This window comes from Dyella sp. (assembly GCF_035277725.1).
Taxonomy (GTDB): Bacteria; Pseudomonadota; Gammaproteobacteria; order Xanthomonadales; family Rhodanobacteraceae; genus Dyella_B.
The window spans coordinates 1-13,179 of sequence record NZ_DATEJY010000227.1; the positions used below are offsets into that span (position 1 = coordinate 1).

Below are 13,179 nucleotides of genomic sequence, written 5' to 3' on the forward strand. Positions count from 1 at the left end.
AGCCGGCTTGCCGACGCTGTCGGTGTAACCCGCCACCATCACCTTCACCTGCGGGTAGCGCTTCAGCGTATCGACAGCCTGATCCAGGATCGCCAGCGAGTCGCTGCTCGGCGCGGCCAGGGCCGGCTCGATGTTGGTCTCTCCCTTCTTCGGACGGTCGAACTTGAAGTTCACGCCCTTGAGGTCGATCACCACCTTCTGCGGGCAGCCATCCGGGCCAACGATCGTGCCTTCCGGCAGATCCGGGCACTTGTTGTCGCACAGGTTCACGCCGTTGCGGAACTGCTTGGAGCAGTCCGGCTGGGCCGGCGGCGGCGGCGCGGGCGGAGCAACCGGGGCCGGCACGGAGCCGATCTTGGCCACGATGCTGAAGCCCAGGAACCAGTCGCCATAGCCGTTCTTCGCCGGCTGGGTCTTGTCGTCCCAGTCGTAGCGGTAGCCAGCTTCCACGCGGAAATCAGCGCTGTCGGTGATCGACTTGGACACGCCCACGCCAGCTTCGGCGGCCGGCGCCCAATCACGGTTCAGCGGGTTGTGGTGGTAGCTGCCCATCACGCCACCCAGCAGGTACGGACGCCACGCGTTGGCATCACCAAAGAAGTAACGCGCCGACACGCCGTAGTTGTTGTTCGACCACGTGTTGCCCTGGCCAAACACGGCGGAGTCCGCCTTGCGCTTGGTGCGATCGATGAACAGTTCAACCGAAACGTTCGGGCTGATGAACTTACCGACCGACAGTCCGTAGTAGATCTGACGGCTGCGCGTGTTGCGATCGGTGTCGTTGTAGTAGCCACCGACCGTCGGAGCGACGTACCAGCGGTCGTCAAAGCCATTCGGCCACGCCGGCGCATTGCTGCTGGCCGTACTGCTGCTGCTCGCAGCCGTGTTGTCCTGCGCATGAACGGCAGCGACGCCACCCAGCGCAAGCGCGATCAGAAAATACAGGCCCTTACGTTTCATCAGGTCTCTCCTCATCTCTTAATGTGTAGGGCATTCATCCCGCCAAGCCAAATCGCTGTAGACGCGCAACCCTTGCGGTATAGGACTCGTACGATGGCCAACGCCCGGCGCGGGCGAGTTTAACAAGTTTTAAACGACATGCAAAATGATCGCTAACAGCCTGTCAGCCAACAGCCTGCCTGCCCAGAGACGACGCCACCCCCGGTTCGGTCCCTGGGCCGAACCGGGTCTTGAACCCATGGCTTAAGATTTTCTGCTCAGCGTGTCGTCACAGCGTGAAGAGACCGAGGAAATCCTGGATCGGCATGGCATCCAGCTTGGCCGGATCGGCAGTGGCGTCCAGGATGGCCTTGACCTTGTGCGACGGCAGATGGCCGCGCATGGCCGCCTCGAACTTCTTCAGCAGCACCGGAATGCCCTCGGCGCGACGCTTGCGGTGGCCGATCGGGTAGTCGATGGACACCTTCTCCGTGCTGCTGCCGTCCTTGAAGAACACCTGCACGGCGTTGCCGATGTAGCGCTTCTCGGGATCGAAGTAGTCCTTGGTGAACTGCGGGTTCTCGGTGACCGTCATCTTGTCGCGCAGCGCATCGATGCGCGCGTCGGCAGCGACGTCGTCGTTGTAGTCGTCCGCGGTGAGGCGGCCGAAGATCAGCGGCACCGCCACCATGTACTGAATGCAGTGGTCGCGATCGGCGTAGTTGGCCAGCGGGCCGGTCTTGTCGATGATGCGGCAGCCGGCTTCCTGCGTTTCGATGACGACCTTCTCGATCTGGTCGAGCCTGCCGGCAACCTGCGCATGCAGCTTCATGGCGCACTCCACCGCGGTCTGCGCGTGGAATTCGGCCGGGAAGCTGATCTTGAACAACACGTTCTCCATCACGTAGCTGCCGAACGGACGCTCGAACTCGAACGGCTTGCCCTTGAACGCCACGTCGTAATAACCCCAGGTCTTGGCCGTGAGCGCGGAGGGATAACCCACTACGCCGCGGTAGACCGCATTGATGGCGTGGGTAACGGCGCGGCGGCAGGCGTCGCCAGCTGCCCAGCTCTTGCGCGGTCCGGTATTCGGTGCGTGGCGGTAGGTGCGCAGGGCGCCGTTGTCGATCCAGCTGTGCGACACGGCGGTGGTGATCTGCTCCTTGCTGCCGCCAAGCATCGCGGTGGCGACGGCGGTGGAAGCCAGGCGCACCAGGATCACATGATCCTGGCCGACACGGTTGTAGCTGTTGAGCAGCGCGTAGCAACCCTGGATTTCGTGTGCCTTGATCGCATAGCCCAACACGTCGCGCACGGAAATCGCCTTGCCGCCTTCGCGCTCGGCCTTGCGGCTCAAGTAATCGGCGACGGCCAGGATCGCACCGAGGTTGTCGGACGGATGGCCCCACTCGGCCGCCAACCACGTGTCATTGAAATCCAGCCACCGGATCTGCGCGCCGATGGCGAATGCCGCCTGCACCGGATCCAGCTCATGGCTGGTACCCGGCACGCGTGCGCCGCCCGGCAACGTCGCGCCCGGCACCACTGGGCCGAGATGCTTCACGCACTCGGGGAATTTCATCGCCATCATCGCGGTGGCCAGCGAATCCAGCAGCATGTAGCGCGCGGTGTCATACGCCTCGGTGGAATCGATCCGGTAGTCGGCCACGTAGTTGGCAATGTCGACCATCGGTTGATCGGGATCGGGACGCTTGGCAGAACGGATGTCGTGCGCGCTCATGGGGATCTCGCGGTAAGGGAAAAGCGAAATTGTAACGGGGAACGCCGAATGGGACATGCTGCAAGCGCTGCATGCGCTTGACCCACCCTGCCCCGCCATCGAGAATCCCCGCACCACCCCAAAGGGGAGTAGTTCCGGATGCGGCCAGCCGCATCCGCGCGGCGATCGTCATCACGAGCGAAGCATCGCTCCGGGCGCCGCGGCGGCTGAGGTCGTGAACGAGACTTTTGCGGTGATGACGGGGCCGGCGTGCGTCCCGTCGTCGCCGCTTGAGTCCCGCACGCCCAGGAACCTGGCATGACGCTCCCTACCCATCTGCTTTCTGATCTGCTCACCATCATCCTGCTGGATCTGGTGCTGGCCGGCGACAATGCGATCGTGATCGCACTCGCCGCGCGCAACCTTCCCCAGGCTTTGCAAAAACGCGCGGTGGTCTGGGGCACCCTGGGCGCGATCGCTGTGCGCATTGTGTTGACGGTGATCGTCGTCTACCTGCTCGAACTGCCTGGACTGATGCTGGTCGGCGGTCTGCTGTTGCTGCCGATCGCCTGGAAACTGCTGAAACCCACACATGAAGACCACGGCTCGATCGCCGCCGCAGCGGGTTTCTGGTCGGCATTGCGCACCATCATCGTGGCCGATGTGTTGATGGGCGTGGATAACGTGCTGGCGATTGCCGGCGCCGCGAAAGGCCATATGGGTCTGGTGGTGATCGGCCTTCTGATCAGCATTCCCTTGGTGGTGTGGGGTTCCACACTGATCATCAAGCTGATCGAGCGTCTGCCCATTCTCATCTACGCCGGTGCCGCCGCCATCGCCTGGACAGCAGGCCGCATGATCAGTCACGAAATTCTCTGGCGCGCGTGGTTCGATGCACACGGCTGGATGAAGCACGTGCTGGAAATCGGGCTGGCGCTCATCGTGTGTGGCGGCGCTTACCTGATCAATCGCCGGCGACGGCTTGAGGCCTGATGTTCGCCGCGCCACACTGTGCGGCTATCCCGCCAGCATGGAGTTGTCATGAAGCTGTATTACGTACCCGGTGCCTGCTCGATGGCCGATCACATCGTGCTCGAATGGATTGGCAAGCCTTACGAAGCGCAAGAGGTCGCGCGCGAGGCACTGCGCTCGCCGGACTATCTCAAGCTCAATCCTGCCGGTCAGGTACCGGCGCTCGTCGTGGAAGAGGATTGGGTGCTTACCCAGAACGTCGCCATCCTCAATTACCTGATGGACCGCTTTCCGGAAGCAAAGCTCGGTGGCCAGAGTTCGACGCGCGAGCGTGCGGAAGTGAATCGCTGGCTGTGCTACCTCAATGCCGATGTGCACGGTGCATTCAAACCGGTTTTTGGTCCACAACGTTTTATCGCTGACGACTCACAGCACAGCGCGCTGCAAGATATGGCGCGCCAGCATCTGCGCGCGCATTTCGAACGGCTGAATGCGCAGTTGGCAGATCGCGAATGGCTGACCGGACATCGCTCGGTGGCCGATGCGTATCTTTTCGTCGTGCTGCGCTGGGCGAAAGGCAAGCAGGTGGATCTCAACGGGCTTGCGCACCTGGATGCTTTCTTTGCGCGGATGCAGGCCGATGCTGGCGTGCAGGCAGCGATGAAGGCCGAGGGATTCTAACCGCTCGCTGCAACCCGAGCCCTCTACCCAGCGGGGAGAGGGCTACGCCAAGCGCGGTAGTTTTTGCGCACTCGCATCATGGGATGCGCATGCCGTGACGAGCGGCGACGATCAAAACATCATCGGCACGCGGATGATCACCGTTGCATCCGGCGTATCGCGCGTCACACCCACGCCCAGCGTGACGTTCAAGGTTTGCTTGTCGTTGTAGCGGTACGACCCGCCGATCAGCAGCTGACCCAGCCAGACCTTGGTCGAGCCAGGCAGTTTTTGGCCGGATTCGGTGGTTCTGCCGATAAAGGTCTGGTCGTAGCCGATGCTGAGCGATGCCTTGTCGTTCAATGCCATGCCCATGCCGACGCTGACATCGCCCTCGTTACCCATTTTCACGTTGCCGATAAATTGCTTGCCGCCAAGCAAAATATTTTCGGAAACGTTGTGACGTTCGACGTTGTACAGGTAACTGAAGTTACCGAAGAACACCACTGGATCGGACGGCAGCAACCATGTCAAGCCAGGTTGCAAGGTGTAGAACCCCGTACCGGTCGGTTGCTGCACCGGCAAGCCGGTACCGGTGAGATTCTGGACGCAACGCGTCACGCAATCGGTCACCACCTCGAATGGATCCTTGCCGGTGCGCGACTTGAAGCGGAACCAGCCGATGTAATAAGCCTTGTCCGCACCGCCGTTGTTGATTTGGTAACGCAACGTCGCTTCGATATCGCCAAGCCCTTTGCCCCTGGAACCGAACACGTTGTTTTCGGCCGAACCGGTCAGCACTTCGCGACTCACCGTATCGGTATGCGTGTCCACATAGGGAATGCGCACTTCCAATTCCATGCGATTGGTAATGCCATATCGGCCGGTGAGGATCGCCGTCTGCGTCGTGCTGCGTACCTGGCGCACATCGATAAGGCCAATCAGGATGGCGGGAATGATGGTGTATCCAACCAGTGCCACGCGATCGGCGGTGGAATAGCCGAACTGATACGTGGGCTCTACCACGATCCTGCCGCGCGGCGTCAGCACGCCCGGTTGCTGGAAGATCGGCGCGACTTCCGGCGGTCGCGAATTTTCTGCCGGTGCCTGGCCGACAGGTGCGGACGGCGTGCCTTGTTGAGTCGCTTGCACATCCACGGCTGCATCCGGCGAAGGCATGGGCAATGCGGAGGCACCCGAACCGCCCGCGGCGATATTGCCGCCACGCTGGCGTGACAGCACATCCATGCCCACGGCATGGCGCAAGGACCTGTAATCGGCTTCTTGCTGCGCCAGCTGGCGTTGCAGCGCGTCGATCTGCGCGTGCATGGCCTGGATGCGCGCGTCCTGCTCCGCAAGCCGCCGGCGAATGGCGGGAGAGGACGTGTCGTCCGCACTGGAAACCGTATTCGATGCATCCTGCGACACCACGGCGCCACTGAAGGCCATCAGGCTGGCGCAGCCGCTGGCATAGATCCACGGCATGATGGTGTGCTTCGTTTTCCGACCCGTCTTGTACTTCATGTTGTTCCCCCTAGCGGATCACATCCGCTCGCATCAATGCGATAACGCCTGCAACTGTTGCGCGGTTTGCATGCTCTGCTGCAGTCCCTGATTGCGCATCGCGTTGAGCGCGTTCACGGCCACGTTCAACGTGGTGAGGCTGCGGATAAGCTGGTTGTTGACTGTGTTCTGGATCACCGTCGCCGCACTGGCTTGCGTGGCGGAGGCCGGAATGATGATGCTGGTGACCATGGGCGTGTTCTGGAACGCGCCCGCCCCACTGGCTTGCGTCGACGAAGCGCTACCCGCACTGGCCGCACCTGCATTTGCGCTGCTCGATGCGCCTTGCGCCAAGGCCTGCGTGACGGTCTGCGTCACGTTTTGCGCGACGGAGGCCGCGCCTGCCTGGGTCGTCATGGATGGCGTAAACGTATTGCCCGAACCAACCTGCACGTCGATCGTGCCAAGGGCTTCGGCCAGTGACGTCGCCTGTTGTGCGGTGATATGCGCGATATCGGGAATCGATACGTTGAGGTAGGTGACGAGATTGCCGTCGACGTACACCGCTCGCTGAATGCCGAACGACACCTCCAGACCATCACCCAGATCGAAGCCACCACGGATGGTGGCAAGGCTTTGCGTGGAAATCGGCATGCCGAAACCCACTACCGGCACGCGCGTCTGGGCATGTGCCACACCAGCGCCGCCTGCCAACACCAGCAAGCCCATTACGCGCAACGAGAGACCGGAACGTTTCATAAGGCCACCTCATATGTCGCCAGGTCCGTATTTGGGCATGGTGATCGTGTCCAGCCCGCGCCGGTCGACACCGAGCCCCAACGGAGCGAGTGGCGCATGGCGCCAGTCGCTATCAGCGTTGAAATGCGCCAGATCGCGCCGGTTGTGGATCACGAATACCAATCCGTTTTTCCACAACTGATCAAAACGATCCTCCGGAATCGCGCGCGTACCACGGGCGGGATCGCCCAGTAGTACACGCCCATAGCGCACGCCCTTGATCACCACGAAATGGTGGTAGCCCCGTTCCTCGATCAGCACGATCGCCGGCAGGTTGGCCTGCTGCAATTGCTGCAGGCTGGCATGGAAACCATCGGCCTCGAAACCGATGCTTTCCAGGTAAAGCTTGATATCCAGCAAAGAGAAACCTTCCTTGTTGATCTTCCGGCGGTCGCCGTGCAGATACATCTGCTCGAACACGACCTGCTCGTTGACCGGATAGTTGTATTGGTAGGTGAGCAGCGTTGCGACTGCAGCCGAGCCGCAGCTGAAGTCGTACTTCTGATGAATGGTGTTGCGGTACTTCGCTTCTTTCAGCGTGGTGATGTGCAGTCGATAGGTCTGCCCGGCGTTGTCGTTCAGCGCCATGTTGCCGGCCTGCACCGCAGGCGCAGCAAACGCAAGGAACACGGCCAACGCTGGCAGCACGCGAGTCATGGCTTCAACTGCACATTGACGATCACACCGGTCTGGATCAGCACGTTGTTGCCGGTGTTTTGCACTACCGATGGCAAACCTGTAGCACCCTGCAGCGAATTGCCGCCGATCGAATTGGCGCCGGTAGTCACTTGCGAAGCGGTATCGCCCGTCACCGTACCGGTAAGGGTTTGGTTGTTCTGGACGAAGGTGCCCCCGCTGTAGCGCTGCAACGTACTGGCACTTACCGCCTGGCCGAAACCGCCCATCGCTACCGGCTGTGCGGCCGGTTGGCTAGCGACGTTTTGCGCGCCCGCTACATGCGTCGGCGGATCTGCCGCGAGCGCTCCCCCTGTCATGCACAACAGCGCCCATCCTATTACGGGTGTTGTACGAGCCATGGCACTTACTCCGAATGGTGTCGCGCATCACATACGACTGCATCCCGACAGCACATCGCTGCCAGTTCACTCGGCATGGCGGGGCGATGCGTGCCCCGCCATGTCGATCAGTCGTACATCAATGGCCGACGTTCAGATTGGCCTGGACCGTCACACCTTGCTGAATCAGCGCCGCTGCACCGCTGTTCTGCGCAATAGTCGTGATGCCCGCTGCCGCTGCCGCTGTGCTGGTCATGCTGTTCGCCATATCGAAGGTGCCGCCGTCTGCGGCCGTACTTCCGCCATTACCGCCATTGCCACCCGACGCACCCATCCCTGAACCTGCCGTGCTGGCGCCGCCATCACCACCCGAAGCTCCGTTACCGCCTGCGCTCGCCGCCATGCCGCTGGTGCCGCCGGTCGCGCTGCTATTACCGCTGGTAGATGTAGCCGAACCTGACATGCCTTCACCGCCGGTAGACGTGCCAGATCCACCCATGGCGGTTCCACCCGCACCACCGTGATGACCGGCATTGGCATTAGCGTCACCGCCGGAGCTCCATGCGCCGCCACCTTTTGCACCGCTACCAGCCAACGCATCGCCGCTGCTGGAGCCGGCTCCGCCGGCATGGCCGCTATGTGCATTGGAGTCGCCGCCCGAGCCGCCACTGCCACCCCAACCGCTGTAGCTGTTACCGCCCCAGCCGCCGCCGCCCTTGCCACCACGTCCACCGTTGGCATTGCCGCTATTGGTTGCCGAGTTGCCGATGCCCGACACCGTTACGTCGGACACTGCACCTTCCAATGTCGTGTTGGCTACTGCGGTGCTGGTATTGAAGGCATCGCTAACCGATGAGTAAGCCGTACCGCCGTTGTTGGCTGCGGAGGTGCCCATGCCGTCGCTATAGACGTCACCGCTGTTGCTACGGTCGTTGCCACTTGGCGAGACTGTGACGGTCTTGGTATGGGTGCTGGAATCGCTGTTGCTATGGGTGCTCGAGTCCGTGCTGGTGTTCGAGCTCGTGTTGTTGCCACCTATGGTGTTGTTGTTCTGATTGCTGTTGTTGTTGGTCCCAGCCATGGCCGGGAGAGCAAGTCCCAAGCCAAGCGTCAATGCCGTGAAAAGTAGAGTCTTGCGCATAAATATTCCTCCCGGAATGGATGCGATTGCCCCCTGCTTTTTTGCTGTCACAGCGCTTAGGTATGGCAAACCGCATGCCACGCGCGACGATTCGCGGCAGCTGCGGCTGGCGTTATAAAAATCAATGCATTGCGCGTGCATGAAAGCAACATGAAAAAATGGCGCAACGCTTGCTAGGTGCTACATGTGTGCAACAGTAGCGGCGCGATCATTTTCGCGCAGACCACGCATCGAAAAATAAGTGCCTTGAAAACATTGCCTTGCCACGCATCAACATCCACATGGCCATGTGTATCGGCCATGCAACAGGCTCGTCGCTGCAAGCAACAAAAAAAAGGGGCATAAAGCCCCTCTTTTGTTGCCATGACAATCAACTCAGCGCTTTTCGATTGGCGTATACGTGCGATCTTCCGGACCGATGTAGTTGGCGCTGGGACGGATGATCTTGCCATCCTCGCGTTGCTCAATCACGTGCGCGCTCCAGCCGGAGGTGCGCGACATCACGAACAGCGGCGTGAACATCGCCGTGGGCACACCCATCATGTGATAGGCGCTAGCTGAGTACCAATCAAGATTCGGGAACATCTTCTTCAGTTCCCACATCAGCTTCTCAATGCGCTCGGACACTTCGAACAAGATCGGGTTGCCGCCTTCCGTGCAAAGTTTGCGCGAAATTTCCTTGATGATCTCGTTGCGCGGATCGGACACGGTGTAAACCGGATGACCGAAGCCGATGATGATTTCCTTGCGCTCGACGCGTGCACGAATGTCGGCTTCCGCATCGTTGGCGTTGCGGTACCTGGCAATGATGTCCATGGCCACTTCATTCGCGCCGCCATGCTTCGGTCCGCGCAGCGCGCCGATCGCGCCGGTGATGGCCGAATACATGTCAGAGCCAGTACCGGCGATCACGCGCGCGGTGAAGGTGGATGCGTTGAATTCGTGCTCGGCGTAGAGCACCAGAGAACGATCCAGCGACTGCGCGTGCAGCTCGCTCGGCTTCTTGCCGTGCAGCAGGTGCAGGAAGTGCGCGGCAATCGTTTCGTCTTCGGTTTCGGTTTCGATGCGTTTGCCGTTGTGGCTGAAGTGGTACCAGTACAACAGCATGGAACCGAAACTGGCCATCAGGCGGTCGGCAATGTCGCGCGCGCCGGTCAGGTTGTGGTCTTCCTTTTCCGGCAGCACGGTGCCCAGCACGGAGCAGCCGGTGCGCATCACGTCCATCGGGTGCGTGGCGGCGGGCAGCAGTTCCAGTGCGCTCTTCACCGGTGCCGGCAAGCCGCGCAGGCGCTTCAACTTAGCCTTGTAGGCATTCAATTCGGCCCAGTTCGGCAGCACGCCGTGCACCAGCAGATACGCCACTTCTTCAAAGCAGCCCTTGGCGGCCAGGTCGTGAATGTCGTAGCCGCGGTAATGCAGGTCGTTGCCGCTGCGGCCGACCGTGCACAGCGCGGTATTGCCTGCCGCCACGCCGGATAGGGCGACGGATTTCTTCGGCTTGGGGGCAGTTGCGGATTGCTCGCTCATTGGTAGTGCTCCAGGGTGCGAAACATGGATCACAGCCGTTGGGGGAAACGGCTGTGGGAAATTACTTCTTGCCGGCGAATAGCGCGTCGAGCTTCTTCTCGAAATCGTGATAGCCAATGCGGTCGTACAACTCTTCACGTGTCTGCATCGTGTCGATCACATTGCGCTGGTGGCCGTCGCGGCGAATCGCCTGGTAAACGTTTTCCGCAGCCTTGTTCATCGCGCGGAACGCCGACAGCGGATACAGCACGATTCCCACGCCTGCGCTACGCAACTCTTCGACACTGAACAACGGTGTGCTGCCGAATTCGGTGATGTTGGCGAGCACCGGCACCTTCACCGCATCCACAAAACGCTGATAGGTGGGCAGATCGTAGGCGGCCTCGGCAAAGATGCCATCGGCACCTGCTTCCACGCAGGCCAGTGCGCGTTCGATGGCGGCATCCACGCCTTCCACGGCAATGGCATCGGTACGCGCAATCAGAAAGAAATTAGCATCGGTCCTGGCATCCGCTGCTGCTTTCACGCGATCGGCCATTTCACCCGCCGGCACGATTTCCTTGCCGGGACGATGGCCGCAACGCTTTGCGCCCACCTGGTCTTCGATGTGGCAAGCCGCGGCGCCGAACTTGATCAGGCTTTTTACCGTGCGCGCGATGTTGAAGGCGCTCGGGCCAAACCCGGTATCGATATCCACCATCAACGGCAGATCGCAGACGTCGGTGATGCGGCGCACGTCGGTGAGTACGTCATCGAGCGTATTGATGCCAAGATCCGGCATGCCCAGCGAACCTGCCGCCACGCCGCCACCCGACAGGTAGATGGCGCGATAACCTGCGCGCCTGGCGAGCAATGCATGATTGGCGTTGATGGCGCCGATCACTTGCAGCGGCTTTTCGGCGGCAAGCGCGGCGCGGAAGCGGCTGCCGGCGGAATCGGACTGGGTCATTACGGTTCTCCGAAACGGGAAATTGTAAGCGATGTGTCCGCGCGGCCATGTCGCGGCGCAGTAAGGGCCTGCGGACAGGTGGTGTGAGCGACACCTCGACGTGCCCACTCAGGGTCGATCAATTCGAACGGAGTCATGAGGACGCACTGACGAACGCGATGGGTGTCACTCTGTCATGAGGAAATACATTGATCAATCTTGATTGAAAGGATCAATATGTCACCCATGCGCACCGATTATCTTTCTGCCCAGGATGCTGCCGCGCGGCTCGGCGTAAACCTTGCGACGCTGTACGCCTACGTGAGCCGTGGCCGCATCGATTCGCGCCCCGGACCTGATGGCCGCACACGGGAATACAGCGCCAGCGACATCGAGCACTTGATCGAGCGCAAACAGGCTGGACGTGGTGCTGCGCAAGGCGCTGCCCACAGCCTGGCGTGGGGATTGCCGGTGATGGAGACGCGCATCTCGTTGATTCGCCCACGCGGGCATTACTACCGCGGCGAATCCGCCATCGCCTTGGCGAAAAGCGGCGCCACGCTGGAGGAAACGGCGCGACTGTTGTGGGATTGTGGCGATCACGATCCATTTGCTGCCGAATCGCCACCTCGATGGCCGGAAGCTATTGCGCTGCTGCTTCGTCAACCCGATGTGCAGCCGCTGGAACGAACCATCGCCGCATTGCCGTTGTTGGCTCTTGATGCCACGCATGCGCACAGCACTGATCCGCTGCATCGTCGGCATGATGCGGCGTTGCTGTTACGAGAGACAGCCGCGTTGCTATGCGCGACACACCCCAGTGCGCAACCCATTCACCGCGTGATGGCTGCGCACTGGCGCAAGGACAGTACCGGTTTGTCCGAACTGGTGCGCTGCGCCTTGGTATTGTGTGCCGATCACGAACTCAATGCGTCTTCGTTCGCGACGCGCGTCGCTGCATCGACCGGCGCCAGTTTGCATACAGCCGTATGCGCTGGGTTGGCGACGCTATCTGGCCCTCATCACGGTGGGCAGGCCGCGCGAGCGCATGCGCTCATACAGAACATGTTGCGTGAACGCAAACCCGTCGATCGCGTTCGCGAGCGCCTTCGCCGCGGCGAAACGCTGCCAGGCTTTGGGCATACGCTGTACCCCGAAGGCGATCCACGCGGTACGGTATTGCTGGATGCGTTGCGTTCTACGCGTCCGCGTCCCGGCAAGCTCGCCGCCATCGATCGGTTGGTTGATGCCGTACAAACGCAATGCGGTCGGCATCCGAATCTGGATTTCGCGCTGGCTGCGATTGCGTCAGCGTATGCGTTGAATGCGGATGTGGCGTTGGCGATGTTTGCTGCGGGTCGCATGGCGGGGTGGTTGGCGCATGCGTTGGAGCAGCAGGAAAGCGGAAGTTTGATTCGGCCCCGGGCTAGTTATGTGGGGCGAATGCCGCAGCGTGAAGGGTGATCGTTTGCGTGTGCGGTTGTTCAGTCGCTGATCTTCAGCACGTAGGCTGGATTAGCGCAGCGTAACTCAGCACATGCCATGCAAATGGGGGGATACGGACGGATACGTATCGCGCAAGCTTGAAGATGGCGATGCTGGGTTACGCTGCACTAACCCCAATGGCACTAACTTAAGCCGCAAGTAGCTCGAATACTGAGAAATATCTTGAACCGTCGTCCCGGCGAAAGCCGGGATCCAGCGACTTTGGGGGATCATCAAAGTCACTAGGCCCCGGCTTTCGCCGGGGCGACGATGCTTAAGTTAGTGCCATTGGCCGCTAACCCAGCCTACCTGCTGCCCCTCATTACAAAACGCCTGTATGCGCATAGAAAGGGATTGTTCGGCCCATCCATGGGCCTCACCCCTCCGCGCTGCGCGCTCCGGGGCCAGCCTGCGGCTGTCCAAATTTGTTCCAGACAAATTTGTCGAACCGAAAGGATTCTCATCAAAACCTCTCTCTCCGCCACCCATA

At 61.0% G+C, this 13,179-nt stretch carries 12 protein-coding genes; 3 read left to right on the forward strand and 9 right to left on the reverse strand.

The window, feature by feature from the left end:
• Both VJR68_RS18960 and VJR68_RS18965 read right to left on the reverse strand, forming a co-directional pair.
• The coding region (locus VJR68_RS18960) for an OmpA family protein (protein ID WP_324150199.1) at window positions 1–960 on the reverse strand (960 nt) is incomplete at its 3' end.
• Window positions 961–1,228: 268 nt separating this feature from the next.
• The gene (locus VJR68_RS18965) at window positions 1,229–2,680 is read right to left on the reverse strand and encodes a bifunctional 2-methylcitrate dehydratase/aconitate hydratase (RefSeq protein WP_324150201.1); all 1,452 of its coding nucleotides are present in this window, start codon (window positions 2,678–2,680) and stop codon (window positions 1,229–1,231) included.
• A 297-nt stretch (window positions 2,681–2,977) separates the two neighbouring features.
• On the opposite strand from VJR68_RS18965, the gene VJR68_RS18970 reads away from it, so the two are divergent.
• Both VJR68_RS18970 and VJR68_RS18975 read left to right on the forward strand, forming a co-directional pair.
• Window positions 2,978–3,652: a YjbE family putative metal transport protein gene (locus VJR68_RS18970; protein ID WP_324150202.1), complete on the forward strand. Its 675-nt coding sequence runs from the start codon at window positions 2,978–2,980 to the stop codon at window positions 3,650–3,652.
• Window positions 3,653–3,700: 48 nt separating this feature from the next.
• Window positions 3,701–4,312, forward strand: a complete 612-nt coding sequence (locus VJR68_RS18975; RefSeq protein ID WP_324150204.1) for a glutathione S-transferase N-terminal domain-containing protein — start codon at window positions 3,701–3,703, stop codon at window positions 4,310–4,312.
• 111 nt (window positions 4,313–4,423) lie between these two features.
• On the opposite strand, the gene VJR68_RS18980 is transcribed toward VJR68_RS18975, so the two are convergent.
• The 7 genes from VJR68_RS18980 to prpB form a co-directional block, all read right to left on the reverse strand.
• Window positions 4,424–5,815, reverse strand: coding sequence for an acetate kinase (locus VJR68_RS18980; RefSeq protein WP_324150205.1), 1,392 nt, complete (start codon window positions 5,813–5,815; stop codon window positions 4,424–4,426).
• Window positions 5,816–5,848: 33 nt separating this feature from the next.
• On the reverse strand, window positions 5,849–6,553 hold the full coding sequence (locus VJR68_RS18985) for a hypothetical protein (RefSeq protein ID WP_324150206.1): 705 nt from the start codon (window positions 6,551–6,553) through the stop codon (window positions 5,849–5,851).
• 9 nt (window positions 6,554–6,562) lie between these two features.
• Entirely contained in the window at window positions 6,563–7,249 is a 687-nt protein-coding gene (locus VJR68_RS18990; RefSeq protein ID WP_324150208.1) for a C39 family peptidase, read from the reverse strand.
• Complete coding sequence (locus tag VJR68_RS18995; RefSeq protein ID WP_324150210.1) at window positions 7,246–7,629, reverse strand: hypothetical protein; 384 nt, start codon at window positions 7,627–7,629, stop codon at window positions 7,246–7,248. The genes VJR68_RS18990 and VJR68_RS18995 overlap by 4 nt, the downstream gene beginning before the upstream one ends.
• Window positions 7,630–7,747: 118 nt before the next feature.
• Window positions 7,748–8,749, reverse strand: coding sequence for a hypothetical protein (locus VJR68_RS19000; RefSeq protein ID WP_324150211.1), 1,002 nt, complete (start codon window positions 8,747–8,749; stop codon window positions 7,748–7,750).
• Between the two features lie 375 nt (window positions 8,750–9,124).
• Window positions 9,125–10,276 carry a bifunctional 2-methylcitrate synthase/citrate synthase gene (gene prpC / locus VJR68_RS19005; RefSeq protein WP_324150212.1) on the reverse strand — a complete coding sequence of 384 codons (1,152 nt, stop codon included), beginning with the start codon at window positions 10,274–10,276 and terminating at the stop codon, window positions 9,125–9,127.
• Window positions 10,277–10,337: 61 nt separating this feature from the next.
• Entirely contained in the window at window positions 10,338–11,225 is an 888-nt protein-coding gene (gene prpB, locus VJR68_RS19010; RefSeq protein WP_324150213.1) for a methylisocitrate lyase, read from the reverse strand.
• 225 nt (window positions 11,226–11,450) lie between these two features.
• Between prpB and VJR68_RS19015 the strand changes: the two genes are divergently transcribed.
• Window positions 11,451–12,668 (forward strand): citrate synthase family protein, encoded by a 1,218-nt coding sequence (locus tag VJR68_RS19015; RefSeq protein ID WP_324150214.1) that lies wholly within the window; start codon window positions 11,451–11,453, stop codon window positions 12,666–12,668.
• The last annotated feature ends 511 nt before the right edge of the window (window positions 12,669–13,179 follow it).